Consider the following 21,330-nt stretch of genomic DNA (forward strand, 5'->3'; position numbering starts at 1 on the left):
TTGGTTAATATTTAATTGGCGGATTTGATGACATAAGAATCTTCTGAAGGATCGTTATTGTCTAAAAGCAACACATTGTTTGATTCTGGTGCTGTTAATGAAAGTTTATTAAGGGGATTACGTACATGTTCTAAAATTCTTTTATTAAAACCATCAGTAACCTCCATTAGTTCATTAAAAGTTTTATGGTCTTTATCTTCATAGGAATACAATACTTCTGCAATAAGCTTCTTAGATTCGTAATTCGGACTCTGTTCAAAAGCTTCTTTTAGGAAGTCAGAAGCATTTTTACTATTAATGTTAAAGATTGCTTCGATGATGGCATCTTTACATGCATTCGGTTGCGAGTTGTATAAATTGATTAATTTATTTTCTACTTTTTGAACCTGCATAATCCCCAATGCCTTAATTGCCTCTTCGCGAATTCGAGGGTTCTCTTCATCCAATAAGGCTATAAGTGCTTTCACACAACCATATTGTTTGAAATGACTGGCAGCTTTGATTAAGAAAATGGTTTGACTATCGTTTTTAGAGTACTTCAACCAATTACTGAAATTTGGAAGGTTATCCTTATGATGGTGTTCTAACTGTTCTAACAAAATGATTTGATCCCAATAATTGATCTGATTGTCTTGTTGATCGAAGAATTTGAAGGGATTGTTATTACTTACACCGATATAGGCTGATCTTGATGCTTTTTTGATAAACCTATTTCTACTGAAGGTATAAGGAAGAATTTTAGAATCTGCAATTAGGACCTTAAAGCGCGATAATTGATGAAAGGTCTTTAATTTACTAGCCACTGAAGAAAAGCCTAGTTTTGTTTCCAAGTGATTATCTATCCCCAATGCAGAGATAAAGGTTCTGAAATTTGGTGACTGTTGTAAGGAAGGATCTTTCTCCAATAATTCCTGACAGGTAGGAACCAATGAATAGTAAGCAGCATAGTTTAATCTGCCACAATGGTTCGCATAGGCAATTTGAATTTCTGAAGGTGTGAAAATTTCCTTACTGGACAAGATATCTACTGCTAACTCGCGGTGAAGACCATTTAGTTTTTTGTAATTGCGTTTTTTTATTCGATCAATGGCATAACTTAAAGCAGTTATGGTGAGCATAACGATAAATAAGCTGACAACAAAAGCAATGACCCCTAGGGCTACTTTTATTACGACTGGCGCAGTATAGAATAAGAACCACAAGTCTTGAAATCCGTTTAGTATGTTCATGTTTTTTTTGATTGAAATCCGTTAAAATATTTAAGTGAATTTTAATAATGGTTTGCTTGAGTATAAAATTGAATTAGTTAAATGTTATAACTTATATGTATGTCACTTGACTACGGTTCGTTGAATAACACCTCAAAGTTAAAGGCAAACTATTTGACAATAAAAATTTAACCTAGGGACATTTGGTGGACAATTTGCATCAAGTCCACTTTGAAAAATGACAATATCAGTTCATTTTGGAGACAGAATGGGGACAATTATCGTCAAAAGAGGGGCTAATTTTGTCCTTTATTTAGGTGTTTTGTGGACAAAAAGGGACAAATACGTTATGTAAATGACTGTAAATCAGTCATAAGTGTATTTTTTGAGGTGTAAGTGACATATTTGTTAATCCACGCTCCGTATATTGCAATATACATAAGGGACTAATCCTTAGAGTTAAGTTATTAATCTAACCAAGAAATGTTTACTTCAAGCAAAGTTGTGCTGGTTCTCATGAATATCTTTTTGGTTTTCTTAGTTGGTTGTGGAAATTTTAACCAGAAGAGAAAGCTTAGGGATTATCGTGAAGAAATTGCTGTTGCCGAAAAGTTAGGAAGTGATACGACTAAAATTAAGAAAGCCCTAAGCCACTTATCCAACGTAAATAACAAAGTAGATTACGCCATTTATCTTACGCTGACTGGAATAGGTAATTATAAGGCCGTAGACAGTTTAAATAGAAAGAGTGAGAATAATTTTGCTAAAGCATTAGAAATAGCTCAAGAGTTGAATAAAGAAGGCTTAAAGCTTTGGATCAATATTACTACAGCTAAATATTATTATCATTATAGAAAGATTGAAAAGGCATTGCCCTATTTTCTTCAGGCCTCCTTTAAAATCGATGATATTGATCCCAAAGATCAAATTAATCCAGCAGAAAGCTATCAATACCTAGCTTATGTATTTGAAACCTTAGAAGAGCCGGATAAATCTTTTATCTACCTAGAAAGAGCGCTTGAGCTTACCCCAGATAATTCGGAATTAAAACCTGTATTGTTGGATAACATAGGGATGAACTATGTAAATAGGAGAGACACTGCAAAAGCATTTTCCTATTTTAAACAAGCTGAGGAGTATGCTATACAAAGAAATAATATTGGGAGACTAGCCCGCGTTAAAGGTAATTTCGCAAACATCTATTACGGTAAATCTGATTTAAGCACCGCCTTGAAATATATTAATGATGACATTAAGTTTTCATTAATCGCTAAAGATTCCGTGAATCTAGTGTATGCAAGAATCTTGAAGGCAAAGATATTATTTCAATTGAACAATCTTACAGAGGGATATAGGGAGTTAAACACTGCCTATGAATATGTCAAGACTGTTCCTTATTTAATTGAGTATAGGAAACAGATTTTAGATTTAAAATTTCGTTTAGCAGAACAAGAAGGAAAAGTAGAAGAAGAGTTATTGGCTGCTCGTGCGCTATATCATTATGAAAAAGAAGGTAATTCTGGAGAGAGTGAAGAAGCAATTTTGCGTGGCAAATTGCTGCTGAATAAGGAAAGTTACCTAAATGAAGTACAACTGGCCGAGGTGAAACTAGAAAGGGAAACCTTTGCGAAGAAAATGTATGGAATATTGTGTTTGCTAATCATTCTATTGGCTATTGAATGGTATTTCTACACATCGAAACTTAACAAGTCTCGTCATGAGAAGTATGAACGGAAGGTTCTGCAATTTAAATTGGAAAAGGCTCTCATGGATCAACGGTTAAGTGAGGCAAATGATTCTGTTAATGATTACCTGAAATTCATGACGGAGAAGAATGAACAGATTGAAGAACTGCAATCCGTAATAGGTAAGATTAATCAATCGAAGTCAGCACATATAGAAGAAAGAAATGGAAAGCTTAAACAGGTGCTTAAATCTCACCTTCTAACTGAAGAGAACTGGATACGATTTAAACAGGCATTCGATAACCAATACCCTAAATACTACATCAACCTCAAGAAAAAATTCCCGGATCTTACTGAAAACAACCTGAAGTTTATCTTACTATTGAAATTAGGTTTGTCGACTCATGAAACATCGAATATACTTGGGGTTTCGATGGATGCTGTTAAGAAGAACAAACAACGTTTGAAAAAACGGCTTCAAGACAATTACGAGGAACTTATGGAATTAATTTAATATAAGCTGGCTAGGATTTTATTTTCACATAACTGATCTTGTTGCAATTGTTGCATTTATACGCTTTCAATGGAATATAGAAGAGGAAGGTCTTCACCCACCAAGGGCGATGAACTCGTGCATATAAATATGCACCTTTACAATAAGGACATAATGGATGTGACTCTTGTCTTTCTGTGATGGATCGTGTAATAATTTTCATGGAATAATTGCCCTTGATTGCTTTGATTGATTTTTAATTAATATATAACACGATGTTTTGAAATAAATCAAGTTTAAGTTGATTTATTTCAGTTTTTAAATAATTGAAATTCAGCTATATATTTGGTCTGAAAATTAAGTTCTTACTATTAATTTAACGTAAATTCCATTAGAATTCTTCTGCATATTGAAAGTTAAATGTTTCTGCGGAACAGTATTTGCACGATTCTGTAAACCAAATAAGAAAAATTGTACATTGCAGTAAATTTCCGTTTATGAAAAGAATACTATTCGTTTTATGGCTGATGATTGGAACAGCGGCATTGGGTCATGCCCAAGAAAACTCAAAACAACATACCGGTTGGATTTGGGGTCCTTCCATAGGTTATCAGTATCAAAGTGGTAGTTTTCTAAAAGCTTCAGCTTGGGGACTGTTTGCACCAAATCAAAGCCAATATATAAAACTGGATGCAGGAGCTAACTTTACCTGGATGATGGATAAAAGCACCGTAATTCCTGAGTTTGGGGTAACCTATTATTTGAATAATGTTGCGGTATGGCCCTTTATCAAAGGGGAGATCACACCTTATACAGCAACCGCAAAGGCAGGCATAGGCTTATTTAATTTATTGGAATTTGCCGCTGGCTATGGTTTTGACATCAACACCAAAAAAGATTTTAAACCTATCGATGGATTTACATTCAGCGTGGGTGTAAATGTCCCTCTAAAGTTTCATCTATACTAGCCCCTATTCCAACCAATTCTTAAAATCTACTACGCGCTCTCTGCTCACAATACAAGCATCGGATTGGAAATCCTTGATCAGAACCTTTAATCGAGAATTCGAATGTATAGCAATAGAACTAATTGATTCTAATGCGATGATGTGACCCCTGTTAATCCGAAAGAATAACTTTGGATCTAGTAATTCTTCCATTCGGTCTAAGCTATAATCTAATAGGTAACAATCCCCTTGTTTGCTGAACAAGTAAGTACCCTTATTTTCAGAATAAACACAGGCTATATCATTCACTGAAATGATCTTGATCTGTTGACCAACCCTGACATTGAAACGCGCCTTATACTTGTGCTCTTCTCCTAATAAGATGCTTCTTAATTGCTGAACATCTAAATTAGTATTAACCTGATGATTCTTCTGAAATTTATGAATAGCAAATTCAAGCTCTTCATCCACAATAGGTTTCAGTAGATAATCAATACTATTATGCTTAAAAGCCTTCAACGCAAACTCATTGTAAGCCGTTGTAAAGATCAATTTGGAGGAAATCGGATGTTCTTCCAGGATTTCAAATGAAAGACCATCAGATAATTGGATGTCCATAAATATCAGATCAGGTTCAGGATTTGATGCTAACCAAGCCTTGCCCTGAGCTACAGAATGCAATAGGGTAATGTCAGTAAAGCCAAAACGGTCTAGTCGCCTGGCCAATAATCGAGCAGCAGGTTTCTCATCTTCTATTATGACAACTCGAAAATCTTTCATCATGGGAGTAGGGGTAAGGATACTGTGAACTTATCGTCAGTTTTGATGATCTCTACAGGCTCTTTTGTCAATAGCGCATATCGATCAACGATGTTTTTTAAACCAATCCTAGTGGATTGATGTGGCGTGTTTTTCTCTTGTAGATTATTTACAACGATTAATCGATTGTCTTTCCGCTTAATATGGATGATCAGTGGATGCTCTTCACTGACCTTATTATGCTGTATACAATTCTCCAATAACAATTGTAAACTCAAAGGCACGATCTTTAAATCCTCTGCGTCTACGAAATCCTCCTGATACTGTATCGCATCTTCAAATCGAAGCTTTAATAAGTTGATATAACTATTGGCAAATGTCATCTCCTCTTGAAGACTAGTCAACTCTTTATCCTTCTGTTCAAGAATATACCGATAGATATTAGAAAGTGATTTGGTGTATTGAATGGCATTTTCCTGATCCTCTTCAATCAATCCAATCAACACATTTAAGCTATTGAATAGAAAATGAGGATCAATCTGGTTCTTTAGAGTTTCTAACTGTGCTGTTGCTTGTCCCGCAATTTGCTTTTGCTGACTGACTTGTTTGTTCTTTTTTTCTACGATATATCCCACCAAGAAAAATAAGGATCCTATGATTAAGGCTATGACAGTAGGCAGGATATAATTTGCCCAGGAAATCTGCGATAAGAATAATGAGAAAGACTTTTTATTAATAACAACCTGAAGAACATAATTACTTAAAAAAACGATGATTGGAGCCAATAGTTGGGTAACCAACAAATAGTACAAAAACCGTTTTGCAAGCTTATTCTCTCCAGGTATAAGTTTTTTTAGAAAGTAAGCCGTATAACTACCTGACAAGCCTAAGAAAACGCTGTAAACTATGGTCGTTATAGCGCCCCTACTAACTAAAATATCCAATTCTAATTTGCCAAGCCGCACTAAATAATACCCTGAAATTAATACAAACAGGATAATGGTGATGATGACAGAATAGTAAAGGGATCTTAAAAAATATTTCATGTGATTACTTACATGCTTTCAATAACATTTCAGCTCGTTCTTTTCCCCAAGTAGGGTAGAACTTAGTTGCGTGTTTTTCTTGACTGAATAAAGATACTGCTTTTTCCAAATCCTTACACTCTTGTTTTGTGTCTCCACCCATGAACTTTTTAGATTGTATCTGAAAATCAGCCAAGCCTGAAAGTGCTCTTGGGTTATTTGGTTCCATTTTCAATGCTTTCTCATAAAGTTCAATGATTTGTGGGGATAGGAGCATAGCTGTAGCCATAGGGTCGATTGTTAACTCAGAAGTTAAAGCCAGTGCTTTTAAAACTAACCATTCTGCATTTAATTCTTTTTCATCAGTAGGGATTAAAGCTTTCGAAGTTTCTATTTGCTTTTGCTTTTTATCGGCATCCTGTTCTTTAAAAGACTCCGTAACGCCTACCAACCCCTGGTAATATTTTGGGATCCAATTTGATTTTTCCGCTTGAGCGATGCGTTCAAATTGACCAATGGCTTCCGTAGCCTTCCCAGACTGCCAATCACTTAATGCCTTTCCCATAGCTTTCTCATAAGCGGTCTGTCCAAAACTGTAACTGCTTATTAATGTCAAAATACTGATAATTAGTGCTTTCATGTGTTCCTTGATTTAATGTTATGATAAATTTCGTGTTTAATAATTTGTTGTAAAATTATCTTGGATGAACTGTCGGTTTTTTAAGATGAACTGTTATAAATTCTCTAATTGATTATCCTTTTTATTCTTGCTGATGGTCCAAAAGAACCCAACGAAAATAAAATGCTTCGCATTTGGGGTAATGGCCTGACTTTGGAAATGTCCATTACTGTCTGCTGTTGAACGATACTGATAACCATAGATCGGCTCATTCCCTAATACATTTGTCATGGAGAAGAATAGTATCTTCTGTTGACTCAGTAAATAAGACCAACTTACAGACACATCATTTCTGCCTTTAGTTTTGCTCATCGGGAATTTAACGTCATTTGGATTAAAATATGTCCGCCCTGATCCATACGTGTTTGTTATACTGGCCTGAGAGCGTAAGGCCGAAATCCAATATTTGGCAACTATCGAAAACTGATGCTTTGCAACATATGTGGGTTGTACTGAAACTGGATAAAAAGCTTCTTTTTTACTGGCATCCGTGAGGGAATAAGAGATCCAATATTGTAAATTCGGAATACTCTTATTGTCTTTCCAGAAAACATCAATTCCTTTTACCTGTCCAAAGCCATTGGCTGCATACTGACTCTGATATTGTGGACTCGGGGTATCATATTGGTACAATCCCTTATAATCTTTAGCATAAGCCTCCAAGCGTAATAAACGACCTTTTTGCAACCAGGAATAATTGAAAACATAGTGCTTAGCAAATGCCCAAGGTAAATCCTGTTTGAATTTAGCTATGAACTCCGGAGCTTCTTGATGATAGTGGCCATAAGCAAAAGAAACTTGATGACTCTTGTTGATCAGATACCCAACAGAAGCTCTAGGTTCAACGAGTTGTTGTGATTTTAAGGTATTGATATAGCGTAATCCGGCGCTAAGACTTAAGCCTCGGATTATTTGGTAATTCCCTTCCGTAAATAATGCAGCATAATTACGCTTAAACCCATAGTCCACAGCCGCTGATTCGCCGATCTGGAAGCTTTCATCTACCTTTTGGTAAAAATGCTCAGCACCCATTAACCACTGCCATTTAAGCCCTGCGGTCTTACGGAGGCTTGCCTTTACATGACTGCCCCATTGTGTATTTGGGATAAAATACGCATGATAAGCCAAATCCTTATTGCTATATCCCAAGCCTGCTCCTACATCTATTTTCCAATTATTGGCCAGGGAATGGGTATAAGTACTGTTTACATAGGCATTTTTATTGCGAATGTCGGTAGTCACTTGTTGTCCAAATTCCACAGATTCATCCTTGAATTTAAAATCCTCAAAAGAATAGGTAGCATAAAGATTTAAGAAAGAATGCTTACCCTTCTTCCGCCAGATAGCCTCCCCTGAAGCCTGCTGAAAGGGCTTTAACCAGTCTATTCGATCACTAATCAATTTCGTATAGGGGGTCAGATTGGTGTAGGTCAGATTGAAGCTTAAGGAATTATCCTTCCAGGCTTGTGTGTTACTGATTCCCAATCCTACGGTTGAAAATGAAAGCTCTGTTTTGGGTTCTTGAATTTCTTGAGCGGTTGTAAGATTCAAAACGCCTGACAAAGCATTTCCAAACTCAGCACCATACCCACCAGTAGAAAAGTTAGTGCCCTTAAAAAGAAAGGGTGAGAACCTGCCTCGAACAGGCATATTATTAGCCGTAGGCGTATAGGGTTGGAATACTTGAATGCCATTGACCAAAGTTTGTGTTTCCGATGGATCACCTCCTCGTACCATAAGTCTACCATCTTCCCCGGCTATTTGAGCTCCCGGTAGTTTTTCCAAAGCAGCAATTATATTGCCCATACTGCCCGCTGTGGTTACTATGTCCAGGGGGCTTAAAACTGCGTTGTACTTATTACCGACTTGAATTTGACCTGCTCGAATCTCTACTGCTTCAATCATTTCTGCCTCTGGTTCCAAGGAAATATTCACTTCCATATCCGATTTTAATTCCAACTCCTTTTGTAGAATTTTAAATCCTGCCAAGCTGAAAATTAAGGTCTGCTTGCCTTGTAATACTGTTTCAAACCGATATCGACCGGTACTATCACTCATAGCACCATCATAACTGCCCGAAATATAAATATTGACTCCAGTTAAAGGCTGATTCTTTTTGTTCATAACCCGTCCCTTAAGGCTGATTTCTTGTGCCTGAATGAACAATGGGAAAATGATTAATAGTGTGATTAGATAACGCATGATTGATTTTTTAACAAATCTATCCTTCGGCTTGAACACTCAAAAACTATATAGGATGAACCGACAAGAATGCAGGATGAAATGAGGAATAATTGGATTGAAATGATTTTGTACATTTGTTCATTATAAATCATCATAATGACCTCTTTTCGTAAACTAAATCAACCCACGGGTCGAATCATACATTTAGATCATTCTTCTTTTTTATTCTTTGGGGGTACAGCCTATTTGGGTTTATTGCAAAACCCAGATTATATCGAGCTTTATAAAGACGGAATAGATAAATATGGCTTGAATATCGGTACTTCTAGGTCCAATAATGTACAATTGGGGATATATGAAGAATCTGAACAAGAGCTGTCAAAGCGTTTTGGTTTTCCGGCCTCCGCATTGTTTTCCAGTGGCTATTTAGCTGCTCAAGCAACGGTTAGAGCGCTTGCAAAGAACCGTAAGGTCATTTACGCGCCTGATACACACCCATCACTTTGGCTTGATCAAAACCCCAATCAAGTAATCAAATTTGAAGATTGGTTGGAAAGCACCATACAAACCATTAACGAGGCTACTGAAAAAGAATTTTTAGTGATATCCAATTGCATGGATAACTTGACACCTAGATTGTATGACTTCTCTGCCTTTAATAAGGTCGATTCTTCAAAAAATGTCATTTTGGTCTTAGACGATTCGCATGGGATTGCTGTATTAAGGAAGAATGCAACTTCTTTTGACAAGAATTTAATACGGCAACCAAATGTAAGAGTCCTAATCTTAGCTTCCTTGGCTAAAGGTCTTGGAACTGATGCTGGATTGGTCCTTGGAGATGAAGAACTGATAGACACAGTAAAGGAAGACCCTATTTTTATGGGTGCTTCACCTTGTTCTCCAGCGGCTTTATATGCCCTAAAGAATGGTACTGCTATATATGGTTTTGCCTTCGATCAGATGCAAAGAAATACTCAACAAATGGCCGATTTAGTGACAAATCTTAAATTAAATCATATTCCAAACTTCCCAGTCTTCACATCGACTGAACCGACGCTATATAAGCACCTGGTCAATCATAAAATTGTCATTTCAAGTTTTCCTTATCCTTTGCCAAATAGCCCCTTGTTAAACAGAATAGTTGTTTCTGCACTCCATAGGCCTGCTGACATCGAATGGATAGCCGAATTGCTGTCCCGAGAAAATATTTTAAAACTTTGATTGTCAACAAAATAATTGTAGCTTTGCAAGCCTTTTGAAATGTAATATTGGGGAATCAACTACTAATCCATTGAATAATAACGATTTGATTAGTAAAAAAACGCAAAAATATTTTCATTACTCAATATAAAAAGATACTTTTGCAACCCCAAAAGGCTGTAAGGCTTAGGGTTTAGATTAATTAGAGTAAAAATAGATATGACTAAAGCAGAAATTATTGCAGAGATCTCTAACAAGACTGGTTTAGAGAAGGTTGATGTACAAGAGACCGTTGAAGCATTCTTTAAAGTTGTTAAAAGTGCCATGATCGGTGGTGAAAATGTGTACGTAAGAGGCTTCGGTAGCTTTGTAGTAAAAAAGAGAGCAGAAAAAACAGCGCGTAATATTTCCAAAAATACCGCGATTATCATCCCTGAGCACTATGTGCCTAGCTTTAAACCTGCAAAAGTTTTTGTAGAAAAAGTGAAAAACGGAAATAAAAAATAATCTTTATCATGAAGAATACCAAACAAATTCAGATTGTCGTTGCGGTTGTAGTAGTCCTTATCATGGGATTCCTTTTCGCTCGTCCTGTTAAAGGTTTGGTGACTAAAAATGAAGATACTGCAGCAGCAACTCAAGAAGAAGCTGCTGCAGATCAATTTACCCTTTCTAGCGTTTCGGAAGCTTCCAAACGCGGATTAAACCCAGCTATAGTAACAGAAATCACTGATCTTGAGAAAAAAGCTGATCAAGCTTCAGGTCAAGATAAAATCGCTGCTTACCAAATCTTAGCCGATAAATGGAACGATGTAGAAAAAGCTGTCCCTCAAGGTTTCATCTACGAGGATATGGCTGCCATCTCACCGAAATTCGAATACTGGTTGAAAGCTGGAAATGCTTACCGTAAAGGTTATACTAACTTGCAGGATAGTGCAATGGTCGTTGCTTTAAACAAACGTGCCATTACAGCTTACCAAAAGGCAGTTGACCTTGATGGCGCAAACTTGGACGCTAAAACTGGCCTTGGAGCGGCAATGGTTACTGGAACTAATAATCCTATGGCCGGAATCGCCTTGTTACAAGAAGTCGTTAAAGCGGATCCTAAAAACTTAGAAGCGAACAAAACCCTAGGTTTATTCTCTTTACAATCTCGTCAGTTCGATCGTGCAATCGACCGTTTCAAGACTGTGGTTGAACAAAAACCTGATGCAGAGTCGTATTTCTACCTTGCAACAGGATATCAAAATATAGGGATGAAGAATGAAGCTATCGCTGCTTTTGAAAAAAGTAAATCTTTAGCCGCTGACCCTTCTCTCTCGCAGTTTATCGATCGTGAAATCGAAAAACTCAAGAAGTAATTAACATATTCGTATAAACATTAAAAAACATTAAGCTATGCCAAGCGGAAAGAAAAGAAAAAGACACAAAATGGCTACTCACAAACGTAAAAAACGTTTAAGAAAAAATAGACACAAGAAAAAATAAGCTTCCTTAAAGCTTAGGCTTTATCGAATCATGTGTACAATCTATGATGAGAACACTCGTCATAGATTGTTTTTTAATTAAACGGTTTTTTTGTTTAACCGGACATTTAACGTTGTAGAGCGAGTCTACAACCGTCCTTAATTGAGTAGCTGTTGGTAAAGGAATTAATTATCGATTCAGTCCCCGATAAGGGGGTGACTATTGCTTTACTACAGGACAAGCAACTTGTTGAATTAAATCGAGAACAAGTAGGCAACAATTACGCGGTAGGAGATATTTACTTAGGGAGAGTAAAGAAAATCATGCCCGGATTGAACGCCGCTTTCGTAGACGTAGGCTATGAAAAAGATGCTTTTTTGCATTATCTCGACCTTGGTCCGCAAGTACAATCCCTTATTAAACTCACAAGGGTAGTAAAGAACGGCAGTTATCAAGAAAAACTGCTCAATAGTTTGAAGCTTGAAAAGGACATTGACAAAGCTGGAAAAATATCTGATATTCTGAGCCGTAACATGCTGTTGCCTGTGCAGATTGCCAAAGAGCCAATCTCTACTAAAGGCCCCAGACTAAGCTCAGACCTATCTATTGCCGGAAGGTTTGTCGTATTGGTGCCCTTCTCAAGTTCGGTATCCATTTCCAAAAAGATTAAAGGTAGTGCAGAAAGAAACCGCCTCAAGAAAATCGTCGAAAGTATTAAACCACCAAATTTTGGGGTAATCATTCGAACTGTTTCTGAAGGTAAAGGAGTAGATGAACTCCAAAAAGACCTGCTCGACCTAATCTCTAAATGGGAATTGTTTACCAAACGCCTTAAATCAGCCGAACCTCCACAAAAAGTTCTCGGTGAAATGGACCGCGCATCTACCATATTGCGCGATATCCTAACCGATGAATTTACGCATATCTATGTGAACGATCAGGACATCTTTGAAGAGGTAAAATCCTATATCCAAGAAATTTCCCCTGACCTGGAGAAAATCGTCAAACTCTATAAACATAGAGAACCGATTTTTGACCATTATGGTGTCGAAAAGCAAATTAAGGCGTCCTTTGGCAAAACCGTAAACCTTCAAGGTGGTGCTTACCTCGTAATCGAGCATACTGAAGCACTCCACGTAATTGATGTAAATAGCGGTAACCGTATTGCCAATAAGGAAAATCAAGAAGATAACGCCCTCCTCGTAAATAAGGAAGCGGCCAAAGAAATTGCCCGTCAGCTTAGGCTGAGGGATATGGGTGGAATTGTAGTCATCGATTTTATCGATATGCACAAACCCAATAACCGTAAAGAACTTTATGGTTTCTTAAAAGAATGCATGGCTTCTGACCGTGCTAGACACACCATCCTCCCTCCAAGTAAATTTGGTTTAGTACAAATTACTAGGCAACGTGTCAGACCTGAAATGTCAATCGTGACCAATGAAAAGTGTCCCGCTTGTGACGGAACAGGTGAAATTAGATCCAGTATCGTATTGCTGGATGACATTGAAAATAATTTGAGCTTCATCTTGCAGGAGCAAAACGAAAAAGGTGTAACACTATGTGTGCACCCTTACATCGCTGCCTACATCAAAGCTGGTTTTATATCCCGCAGATTGAAGTGGTTTTTCAAATATGGCCGATGGATTAAAGTGAAGGAAATGAGTTCATATTATTTGACCGAATTCCACTTCTTTAATTCCAAAGACGAAGAGATAAAACTATAATATAAAAAAGCTACACAGAAACTCTGTGTAGCTTTTTTTATGCGTTTTACTTTGCTATACCTTGGCCTCTATCCAAAGTATCTTCACGCCATCTTTTTCCATCTTCCTGAAAAAAGTCATCTGACGCTTGGCATATCGATGTATTTCTGTCCTTAGTTTGCTCTTAAAATCCGCTAAACTCATCTCACCTGATAAATACAGCGAAGCATACTTATACTCTAATCCAAACCACATCAAATCTTCATGGCTTAACCCTTTTGCCAATAACCCCTCTACTTCTGCCAGTAAGCCTTCTTCCAGTCGGCTATCCAAACGCCGATCTATTTTAGATCTTCGATCTGTAAGACCAGGATTTAAACCTAGCACCAAATAATCTTTTACAATCGCTTCTCCTTTTTCTGGCGCTTCGTGGTATTTTAAATAGTTTAGAATTTCCAATGCACGGATCAATCTTTTCTTACTATCCCGATCAATGTGAAAATCATTTGGGATTTCATAGGTCTGAAGTTGTTCTAATAGCTCCTCTTTGCTATAAGAGGCTAGGCGATCTTGAAATTCCTGATTCTTAGGAATGCTAGCATAAGGTTGTGCGATAAGTAAAGAATGTATATAAGATCCAGTTCCTCCACATAAAATGACCTGTTTACCCTTTTGTCTAATAAGACGACTTGCTTCCTGAAAATCTTTTTTAAAGTTCTCTACCGAATATTTTATAGTAGGAGGGACGATGTCAATGAGATGATAGGGCACATTTCCATATTCCCTCAGGTCTTTACCGGTACCAATATCCAAATGTTGGTAAACCTGTCGAGAATCTGAAGAGATGATTTCTGCATCGAGAGTTTGGGCTATTCTGACTGCTAGGGCCGTTTTGCCAGAAGCTGTTGGCCCCAAAAGAATAATAAGAAAATCAGGCGAAAGATGTTCCTTCGCCTGATTTATGAATGATATGATATTTTCAAATGAATCTAAATGACAAATTTTGTCCATTTTTCATTGCTTTCATTACTCTTGACTACTGTTTCTATAAAGGCCATTCCACGTACGCCATCCTGTACAGTTGGAAAATCGAGTGCCTCTGCACTTGCTGTTCGGCCTTCATTTTTTGCTGATACCGTTAATGCAAAATTTCTATAAATATTGGCAAAGGATTCCAATAATCCTTCCGGATGTCCTGCAGGAATACGGGTATTATGCGTCGCAAATGAACTCAAGGTAAATGGTGCAGCATAGGCATTTCCTGTGCGGTAGTATTGTCTAGGCTGATCAAGCATCTTAATAATTAAATTATTCGGATCTTCATTTGCCCACTCTAGACCTCCTTTTTCACCGTAAATACGAATTCTAACCGCATTCTCTTCTCCAGCTGATATTTGTGAAGCCATTAATACACCTTTTGCGCCATCTTCGAAACGAAGCAATACCGATCCATCGTCATCCAATAAGCGTCCTTCAACAAATGTGGTCAGGTCTGCACATAATTCCGTAATCTTTAATCCAGATACATATTCAGCTAAATGTGCAGCATGGGTTCCAATATCTCCCATCACCAGTGATTTCCCTGAACGAGTAGGATCAGCACGCCATGCTGCGCCCGCATTACCTTCTCGCTCGCTCAATCTGCTTAGCCAGCCTTGTGGATACTCCACAACAATCTTGCGAATCTTTCCAAAATGTCCTTCCTTCACCATGGCCTTCGCCTGTTTCACCATTGGATAGCCTGAATAGGTATGGGTTAAACACAAAATTCGACCTGTACGTTCTACCGTAGCTTGCAATTCCAATGCTTCTTCCAAGGAAACCGTCATTGGTTTTTCAACAACGACATCAAATCCATGGTCCATAGCCATTTTTGCTGGTGCAAAGTGTAAGAAATTTGGCGTAACGATCGTCACAAAGTCCATGCGCTCTCCTTCTGGAAGCTTGGCCTCCTCTAAAATCATCTGCTCATAGTTCTCATATACGCGTTCTTCCGGAACAAATAAATCGCGACCCGATTGTAAGGATGTCTCCCGATTTACACTAAAAGTTCCACAAACAAGTTCTATCTTGCCGTCCATAAAAGCAGCTATTCGGTGAACAGCGCCAATAAAGGCATCGTTGCCTCCACCGACCATGCCCATGCGTAATTTACGTTTCATAAGGTGTGAATTTCGATTGATTATGCCTTAAATATACTAATTTATACAGTCTTTTGGACTAATAGCAACATTTTTATGCTGCCAGTATTGACATGTAAATAACCTTCAGGAAAGTTCTTTTTCAATTCTTCTCTTTTATCCTCATTGGATATAAGGTATTGCTGATCTTCCGTTATCCAATATTCTTGACCCGCACGACGCTCCAATTCCTTGAACCCCACCACCTCTAAAGAGGAAGACTGCGACCAATCCATATCCACATAGGTCATAATGTCATTTGGCCGAAAATCAGTGATGAAACCCTTAAGTAATTTCGATAGCCCGCCAATTACTAATAAATCTCCTTTATGACAAAAGCGCAATAACTCAAATGACCGATAATCTTCTCCTCGATTATGCATTCGCCGACCAGCACTAAAAATAGCAACAGATACCAATTCCCCATTCCAAAACAATCCATACCGATACTTCCCCGGTAATGGTACTTGTAGATGATGTTCTTTTTGAAAGTCCATAGCTACTTTCTTGTCGATCCTGGCTAAAACAGTTTGACGTGCAAATACCTTTTTCGCCTTGCCCGATAATACCAGCAAACGATTCAAAAGCTTGCTCTCTTCACGCTTAAATTGTGCTGGATTGATCCATATATGTGGTTTTATGGAAGTATTGGATAACTCACTAATAGGGGATGTGCCTAAATACAAGTCAAATGGAAGGGATTCGGACAGCAATTGTAAGCCCCAATCTTGCGTATTGACCACAAAATTAAAGCCTAGTTTTGATGCGATTTTGCTTATGATGTCTCGAACCTCCTGACTTTCCATGCTCCAAAATTAGCTTAATTCAACAGAATATCGCCTAATGCCAAATTATTAATAACTTTGTAGCGAAAATAGAAACAGATGAAATTACCGATAGTGGCTTATGGCGATCCAGTTTTGCGCCAAAAAACAGTAGAGATTGATGAGGATTATCCAAAACTGAAAGAACTTATTCATAATATGTATGAAACGATGTACGCAGCTAATGGTGTGGGTATTGCTGCCCCGCAAATTGGTTTGCCTATTCGTTTATTCGTGATTGATGCTAGCCCATTTGGTGAAGACGACGAAGATGGCCCGGGTGACCCAACCGCTAAAGACTTTAAACGAGTTTTTATTAACCCAATAATGGTGGATGAAAATGGCGAGAAATGGGCCTTCTCTGAAGGTTGCCTTAGTATTCCGCAAATTAATGAAGAGGTTTCCAGACATAAAAATGTAACCATCAATTACCTGGATGAAAACTTCGAAGAACAAGAAGAAGAGTTGACTGGTTTAGCAGCACGTGTTGTTCAACACGAGTACGACCATATCGAAGGTAAACTATTTATCGATAAATTGGGTCCCCTGAAAAAGGCTATGTTGAAAGGGAAATTAGATGCCATCAGTAAAGGAATGGTTCGTGTAGCTTATAAAATGAGCTTCCCGCAATTGAAAAAGAAACGTTAGTATATAATTTAAAAAGCCAGCTCTCAAAGCTGGCTTTTTTATGTTTATTCCTTCATTGCGTTCGGTACACTTGGTAATGAAAGGTTATACCGGACCGAAATAAACCGAATACCGAATACGACTGCTGCTGAAATAAAAGCATTCAACCCTGCCGTTACTGGCGTAAATGTCAATAGAACATAGATGATGGCGCCTGCTAAACAGGCCGAAGCATAGATCTCCTTCCTTAATATCAATGGTGTCACATTCATCAGGACATCCCGGATGACTCCACCCATACAGGCAGAAAACATCCCCAACATCACTGCAGAGATTGCACTACTATCATAGGCTAGCGACTTCTCCACACCAACAACGGTGAAGAATCCGATACCGATCGCATCAAATAAAAATAAGGTCCGTGCAAAATTATCCAATTGCTTATTCAAGATAATGGAAAGTACTACACCAACTAAAATAGCTAAGAGGTAATTCCCATCCTCGACCCATACTGGCCGTATATTTAAAAACACATCCCTTAACGATCCTCCACCAATGGCCGTAACAAATCCCATAAAGGTCGCGCCGAATATATCAATACCATTGCGGTTTGCTGCCATTGCTCCCGAAATCGCAAATACCATAGTACCCAATAAATCGATGTAATAAATGAATGTCATCTGTTATCTTTTTATTAAGTGCAAGTATACAGAAAATATGAATTTTTAATTCACACAAAAATCACTTACAAAATCAAGCTGTAGAGCAAAAAGAAAGCGAGCCCCTTGGAACCCGCTTAAACTAAACAACAAACAAATGATATTTTCTGGTTATGTTAATTTCTGGAAGTTGAAGTTCTTTTCTGCGCTCTTTCCTTTTTTAGTTGTTCCAAATCACGCTCATACCTTTCTTGAATCTCTTGGTATTCCTTAGAATCATACAACTCCTTCATCTCCTTTTCTTTTTGCTTCCATTCAGCACTTTTGAAGTAAAGATCAACCTCTTTGCCTGCCTCTTCCATGCGTTTCACTTGCTCCTTCCATGCTGGAGAATTGAAATGATCTTTAATCTTGGCTGCCTCACTATTAATGGTTGCGATTTGATTTTTCCATGCATCCGATTCAAAATATTCCGTAGTCATCTTGCTAGTCTGATTCTGAAGCTTTGCTATGGCATCTTTCCATTCCTTGCTTTCAAAGTATTTTTGAATATCTTTTGCAGGCATATCTTTCCATTTTTGAGATGAGAATAGCTTCGATATCTCTGCATTCGATAGGTTGATAGCCTTCATTTTATCCTTCCATTCATCCGATTGGAAATAAGCACTCACCTTATCCGTTTCAGTTTTAATTTTTTGCATTTGTGCCTTAAACTCTGGTGAATTCGTGTGTTTAGCCATTTCCTTGCTCTCCATTTGAATGGAACGAAGTTTTTGACGAATAGCAGGAGGTAATACGGTTGTGTCTTCAACCACATGATGGTTAACTCGTATGACCTGATCTGGTTTCTTAATCGTGTCCACCTGAACTTTTGCCACTGCAGGAATTGGAGCACGTGGAACATTTGGCTCTGGAACAGTGACGCCCCAACTATCAACTTCTTTTTCTTGTGCTTTACTTTCTTGGGCTGGAATTAATATCGCGATACAAATTAAAGCGATGCTACTTGCCAATACAGCTATTAGTTGCTGCTTAACATTTCTATGATTGGTTTCCATTTTTGTAATTCGTTTAATACGTTGAAATAAATGATTTTTCTTTCCCGTCGCCGCCAAACTCAACGCAGGAGTACTGTTCTTGCGTAATTCCTCCAATTCCACCAAGGCCTTGGCGTAGGGTAGAGGATTACCAATTTGAGCCAATACCATATCATCACAAGCATGCTCGCGCTCACGCTCTATAACTCTGGAAATAGCCCAAATGAATGGATTAAAAAATAATATCGTCTCGATAACGACCTTGATTAAGTTAAATAGGTAGTCATTCCTTTTTATGTGAGCCAACTCATGCAATAATATGGCCTCCACTTGTGCACTGTTCAATTGGTTGACATATGCAATAGGAAACAGGACAAATGGTCGGATGAAACCTACGGTCAAAGGAACATTGATGTGGTTGGATAGAAACAAGGATATACGTCTTTGAATTCCCAAATTGCTTTTTGCTCTTTCAAATAGACTAGTCCATGTGCTAGGGATGCTATCTAGTCCTTTGTATTTGAGTTTTCGTAATCGTAGATAACTATTGACCAAAATAAACAGTTGAATACTAAATCCGACGATATAGACGATGCTGAGATACGGGAACATACCTTCTAATCCGAATATATGCTCTTGTGGTGAAAGGAAATAAACTGTTAATTGCTGCGGATCGATAACAAATTCGTTGTTCACAGCTTTTGCTTGTCCATAGTAATGTAGAAAACTTAAGATAAAGCCTAGGAAAAGCGCTATTTGTAAACCGTATGCTAAATTGTATTTCTGACTGGATTGTTGTTTCGGGTTAATAAAATGAAATAGACTCACCAATAAATAGGCGATAGCGCCGAACCATATCGAATGAAGCATGCTCCATCCCAAGGCTTGTATAAGGTTATAAGCAGTAGTTTCCATGACTATTTGTTTTCTAGGTTTCTTAAAAATGCTTTGATTTCCTCCAACTCCCTTTCACTCGTCCGATCGTTTCCTAAGGCCTGCATCACCAATCTCGCTGTCGATCCGTTGTACACCGTATCGATCATCTTATCCAAAAATTGACCCTGTGTCGATTCCTTCTCAATGTTAGCTTGATATAAATGGGTCTTTGAACTGGTGTCTCGCGCAACCATTCCTTTTTCATGCATGATTTGCATTAATTTTAAAATGGTTGTATAGCCCACATCTTTCTTGTCTAAAGTCTCAAATACCTCGCGTACACTGCTTTGTCCCTTTGACCACAATACTTGCAAGATCTCCATTTCGCTATCAGTCGGTTTCATATCCTTGTCTTTTCTTTATCTACGAATTATTTCGTAATCAAATCTACGAAGGATTTCGTAATGTCAAAATATTTTTTTCTTAATTTGTGTTAAATTTAATTAAGGTATTGATATACAGTGTTTAAAAAATCATTAAAATTTAAATTCATTAGGAATTAATCATTAATTCACTCATTTATTTCCAACAATAGGGAGCGAATTCAAAACTTTCTAGGATATATTTTGTTCAATGACATATCGAATCATAATAAAAAATTAATCTGATTGGAGATTCTTATGGCTTATGACATCATGTTGAGCAATAGGGTAAGAGCATACCTAGCGGAATATTGCAGCTATTCCATTGAAGAAAAGGAAATGTTTTCTGGATTAGCCTTTTTAGTAGATGGAAAAATGTGCATCAATATTTCTGATAATCGATTGATGCTTCGCTTTGCTCCCGAACTAACAGAACAATTCTCCCAAAGGCCTGGCTTCGAACCAATGATTATGAAAGGGAAGGAATTGCAAGGCTATGCCTATATAGAACCTGAAGGGTACCTCCGAAATGATGACTTCGAATTTTGGATGCAAGCTTGTCTTTATTATAACCCCAAAGCCAAAGCTTCCAATAAAAGGAAAAAACAAAATCAATCCGCTTAATCCCTTTTGATCTTCACTTCTCCTTATTTGAAGCTGTTCTCAATACAATGATTTGCGTATATCTATATATATAAGAATACAGCATACGCGAAATTGCTATGTGTGGAGCCTGTAATAGCATTTTAATCAATACTTATTTCTCTCTTTTATCAAAGTCCACCTTACAGTCTACCCATTAATTCTAAGGTTTTCTTTATTTAGATAATATAATGACTCCATTATGGTTCATGTTGAACTCGTATCTGACAGGGGTTGGATTCGAGAACGCTAGGGAATTTTCTCGGATCTCGTTCGGTCGGAACCGAACGAGATCCGAAGGAGTTCCGAACGAGTTCCGAAGGAGATCCGAAGGGTTCTCGAATCCAACCCCTGCCTGACCCCTGGTAAACCCTATCCAGATAGGAAGGTGACAGTATGCAAGCAGGGGGAATGATGGCGGATATGCCCTTCCTGAAAAAAACTTTCTTAAGATAGGGTTCCGACCGTATGTCGGCATATTCTGTACTTTTTGCCGCCATCAGGATAAAATTATCTCCCAAGGTGCTAGCGAGTTACGGCGTTACCGTAAAAAATGTTCACTCTGGGTCTTGGAAATACGGTTCCAAAGTCCCTATCTTTGCACCACTCCGCAAGGGAGGGACGGCCATACGGCCACTGAAACAAGGGAAGGAAAGCGAGATCGGAAAGGCAGATTCTGCACGACGATCGACTGGAAAATAGGCCTCGAA

The 21,330-nt window shown here is 37.9% G+C and carries 19 protein-coding genes; 8 read left to right on the forward strand and 11 right to left on the reverse strand.

Annotated features, from left to right (window positions below):
- Positions 1-11: 11 nt before the first annotated feature.
- Positions 12-1,229, reverse strand: a complete 1,218-nt coding sequence (locus ACP6L2_RS14065) for a HEAT repeat domain-containing protein (protein WP_440509970.1) — start codon at positions 1,227-1,229, stop codon at positions 12-14.
- 462 nt (positions 1,230-1,691) lie between these two features.
- On the opposite strand from ACP6L2_RS14065, the gene ACP6L2_RS14070 reads away from it, so the two are divergent.
- Positions 1,692-3,407 carry a tetratricopeptide repeat protein gene (locus ACP6L2_RS14070; RefSeq protein ID WP_440509971.1) on the forward strand — a complete coding sequence of 572 codons (1,716 nt, stop codon included), beginning with the start codon at positions 1,692-1,694 and terminating at the stop codon, positions 3,405-3,407.
- 476 nt (positions 3,408-3,883) lie between these two features.
- Positions 3,884-4,354, forward strand: coding sequence for a hypothetical protein (locus ACP6L2_RS14075; RefSeq protein ID WP_440509972.1), 471 nt, complete (start codon positions 3,884-3,886; stop codon positions 4,352-4,354).
- Positions 4,355-4,357: 3 nt separating this feature from the next.
- On the opposite strand, the gene ACP6L2_RS14080 is transcribed toward ACP6L2_RS14075, so the two are convergent.
- The 4 genes from ACP6L2_RS14080 to ACP6L2_RS14095 all read right to left on the reverse strand — a co-directional run bounded on the left by ACP6L2_RS14080 (position 4,358) and on the right by ACP6L2_RS14095 (position 8,998).
- Positions 4,358-5,116 carry a LytR/AlgR family response regulator transcription factor gene (locus ACP6L2_RS14080; protein WP_440509973.1) on the reverse strand — a complete coding sequence of 253 codons (759 nt, stop codon included), beginning with the start codon at positions 5,114-5,116 and terminating at the stop codon, positions 4,358-4,360.
- Positions 5,113-6,138, reverse strand: a complete 1,026-nt coding sequence (locus tag ACP6L2_RS14085) for a sensor histidine kinase (protein ID WP_440509974.1) — start codon at positions 6,136-6,138, stop codon at positions 5,113-5,115. The genes ACP6L2_RS14080 and ACP6L2_RS14085 overlap by 4 nt, the downstream gene beginning before the upstream one ends.
- Before the next feature lie 4 nt (positions 6,139-6,142).
- Entirely contained in the window at positions 6,143-6,757 is a 615-nt protein-coding gene (locus ACP6L2_RS14090; RefSeq protein ID WP_440509975.1) for a hypothetical protein, read from the reverse strand.
- Positions 6,758-6,850: 93 nt separating this feature from the next.
- Positions 6,851-8,998, reverse strand: coding sequence for a TonB-dependent receptor (locus tag ACP6L2_RS14095; RefSeq protein ID WP_440509976.1), 2,148 nt, complete (start codon positions 8,996-8,998; stop codon positions 6,851-6,853).
- A gap of 138 nt (positions 8,999-9,136) precedes the next feature.
- Here ACP6L2_RS14095 and ACP6L2_RS14100 point away from each other — a divergent pair, with 138 nt between their 5' ends.
- The 4 genes from ACP6L2_RS14100 (at position 9,137) to ACP6L2_RS14115 (ending at position 13,374) form a co-directional block, all read left to right on the forward strand.
- A complete protein-coding gene (locus ACP6L2_RS14100) occupies positions 9,137-10,201 on the forward strand; it encodes an aminotransferase class I/II-fold pyridoxal phosphate-dependent enzyme (protein WP_440509977.1) in 1,065 nt (354 codons plus the stop codon).
- Between the two features lie 198 nt (positions 10,202-10,399).
- A complete protein-coding gene (locus tag ACP6L2_RS14105; protein WP_093099732.1) occupies positions 10,400-10,687 on the forward strand; it encodes an HU family DNA-binding protein in 288 nt (95 codons plus the stop codon).
- An 8-nt stretch (positions 10,688-10,695) separates the two neighbouring features.
- Positions 10,696-11,541: a tetratricopeptide repeat protein gene (locus ACP6L2_RS14110; protein WP_440509978.1), complete on the forward strand. Its 846-nt coding sequence runs from the start codon at positions 10,696-10,698 to the stop codon at positions 11,539-11,541.
- Positions 11,542-11,820: 279 nt separating this feature from the next.
- On the forward strand, positions 11,821-13,374 hold the full coding sequence (locus ACP6L2_RS14115; RefSeq protein WP_344675163.1) for an Rne/Rng family ribonuclease: 1,554 nt from the start codon (positions 11,821-11,823) through the stop codon (positions 13,372-13,374).
- Between the two features lie 54 nt (positions 13,375-13,428).
- Here the strand turns inward: ACP6L2_RS14115 and miaA are convergent, their stop codons facing one another.
- Genes miaA through ACP6L2_RS14130 form a run of 3 tightly spaced genes read right to left on the reverse strand, consistent with a single transcriptional unit; the run spans position 13,429 to position 16,339 of the window.
- Complete coding sequence (miaA, locus tag ACP6L2_RS14120) at positions 13,429-14,364, reverse strand: tRNA (adenosine(37)-N6)-dimethylallyltransferase MiaA (protein ID WP_440509979.1); 936 nt, start codon at positions 14,362-14,364, stop codon at positions 13,429-13,431.
- On the reverse strand, positions 14,343-15,515 hold the full coding sequence (locus ACP6L2_RS14125) for a Gfo/Idh/MocA family protein (protein ID WP_440509980.1): 1,173 nt from the start codon (positions 15,513-15,515) through the stop codon (positions 14,343-14,345). The genes miaA and ACP6L2_RS14125 overlap by 22 nt, the downstream gene beginning before the upstream one ends.
- Positions 15,516-15,556: 41 nt before the next feature.
- Positions 15,557-16,339: a hypothetical protein gene (locus ACP6L2_RS14130; protein WP_440509981.1), complete on the reverse strand. Its 783-nt coding sequence runs from the start codon at positions 16,337-16,339 to the stop codon at positions 15,557-15,559.
- Positions 16,340-16,417: 78 nt separating this feature from the next.
- Between ACP6L2_RS14130 and def the strand changes: the two genes are divergently transcribed.
- Positions 16,418-17,005 carry a peptide deformylase gene (gene def / locus ACP6L2_RS14135; RefSeq protein WP_440509982.1) on the forward strand — a complete coding sequence of 196 codons (588 nt, stop codon included), beginning with the start codon at positions 16,418-16,420 and terminating at the stop codon, positions 17,003-17,005.
- A 44-nt stretch (positions 17,006-17,049) separates the two neighbouring features.
- Here def and ACP6L2_RS14140 read toward each other — a convergent pair whose 3' ends face one another.
- From ACP6L2_RS14140 to ACP6L2_RS14150, 3 genes are all read right to left on the reverse strand, one after another.
- Positions 17,050-17,664, reverse strand: a complete 615-nt coding sequence (locus tag ACP6L2_RS14140) for a trimeric intracellular cation channel family protein (protein ID WP_440509983.1) — start codon at positions 17,662-17,664, stop codon at positions 17,050-17,052.
- A 155-nt stretch (positions 17,665-17,819) separates the two neighbouring features.
- Positions 17,820-19,595, reverse strand: coding sequence for a M56 family metallopeptidase (locus tag ACP6L2_RS14145; protein WP_440509984.1), 1,776 nt, complete (start codon positions 19,593-19,595; stop codon positions 17,820-17,822).
- Positions 19,596-19,597: 2 nt separating this feature from the next.
- The gene (locus ACP6L2_RS14150) at positions 19,598-19,960 is read right to left on the reverse strand and encodes a BlaI/MecI/CopY family transcriptional regulator (protein WP_440509985.1); all 363 of its coding nucleotides are present in this window, start codon (positions 19,958-19,960) and stop codon (positions 19,598-19,600) included.
- 264 nt (positions 19,961-20,224) lie between these two features.
- On the opposite strand from ACP6L2_RS14150, the gene ACP6L2_RS14155 reads away from it, so the two are divergent.
- On the forward strand, positions 20,225-20,602 hold the full coding sequence (locus ACP6L2_RS14155) for a TfoX/Sxy family protein (RefSeq protein ID WP_440509986.1): 378 nt from the start codon (positions 20,225-20,227) through the stop codon (positions 20,600-20,602).
- The last annotated feature ends 728 nt before the right edge of the window (positions 20,603-21,330 follow it).

The sequence above is a fragment of the Sphingobacterium lactis genome (genome assembly GCF_051951495.1).
Taxonomy (GTDB): Bacteria; Bacteroidota; Bacteroidia; order Sphingobacteriales; family Sphingobacteriaceae; genus Sphingobacterium; species Sphingobacterium lactis_A.

Excerpts from the sequence above, each read along its gene's own strand:
- ACP6L2_RS14100 (WP_440509977.1), top strand. The coding sequence starts at position 9,137 with ATGACCTCTTTTCGTAAACTAAATCAACCCACGGGTCGAATCATACAT.
- ACP6L2_RS14090 (WP_440509975.1), bottom strand. The coding sequence starts at position 6,757 with ATGAAAGCACTAATTATCAGTATTTTGACATTAATAAGCAGTTACAGT.
- ACP6L2_RS14065 (WP_440509970.1), bottom strand. The coding sequence starts at position 1,229 with ATGAACATACTAAACGGATTTCAAGACTTGTGGTTCTTATTCTATACT.
- def (WP_440509982.1), top strand. The coding sequence starts at position 16,418 with ATGAAATTACCGATAGTGGCTTATGGCGATCCAGTTTTGCGCCAAAAA.
- ACP6L2_RS14130 (WP_440509981.1), bottom strand. The coding sequence starts at position 16,339 with ATGGAAAGTCAGGAGGTTCGAGACATCATAAGCAAAATCGCATCAAAA.
- ACP6L2_RS14140 (WP_440509983.1), bottom strand. The coding sequence starts at position 17,664 with ATGACATTCATTTATTACATCGATTTATTGGGTACTATGGTATTTGCG.
- ACP6L2_RS14110 (WP_440509978.1), top strand. The coding sequence starts at position 10,696 with ATGAAGAATACCAAACAAATTCAGATTGTCGTTGCGGTTGTAGTAGTC.
- ACP6L2_RS14095 (WP_440509976.1), bottom strand. The coding sequence starts at position 8,998 with ATGCGTTATCTAATCACACTATTAATCATTTTCCCATTGTTCATTCAG.
- ACP6L2_RS14125 (WP_440509980.1), bottom strand. The coding sequence starts at position 15,515 with ATGAAACGTAAATTACGCATGGGCATGGTCGGTGGAGGCAACGATGCC.
- ACP6L2_RS14105 (WP_093099732.1), top strand. The coding sequence starts at position 10,400 with ATGACTAAAGCAGAAATTATTGCAGAGATCTCTAACAAGACTGGTTTA.
- ACP6L2_RS14145 (WP_440509984.1), bottom strand. The coding sequence starts at position 19,595 with ATGGAAACTACTGCTTATAACCTTATACAAGCCTTGGGATGGAGCATG.
- ACP6L2_RS14070 (WP_440509971.1), top strand. The coding sequence starts at position 1,692 with ATGTTTACTTCAAGCAAAGTTGTGCTGGTTCTCATGAATATCTTTTTG.
- miaA (WP_440509979.1), bottom strand. The coding sequence starts at position 14,364 with ATGGACAAAATTTGTCATTTAGATTCATTTGAAAATATCATATCATTC.
- ACP6L2_RS14085 (WP_440509974.1), bottom strand. The coding sequence starts at position 6,138 with ATGAAATATTTTTTAAGATCCCTTTACTATTCTGTCATCATCACCATT.
- ACP6L2_RS14075 (WP_440509972.1), top strand. The coding sequence starts at position 3,884 with ATGAAAAGAATACTATTCGTTTTATGGCTGATGATTGGAACAGCGGCA.
- ACP6L2_RS14080 (WP_440509973.1), bottom strand. The coding sequence starts at position 5,116 with ATGATGAAAGATTTTCGAGTTGTCATAATAGAAGATGAGAAACCTGCT.
- ACP6L2_RS14150 (WP_440509985.1), bottom strand. The coding sequence starts at position 19,960 with ATGAAACCGACTGATAGCGAAATGGAGATCTTGCAAGTATTGTGGTCA.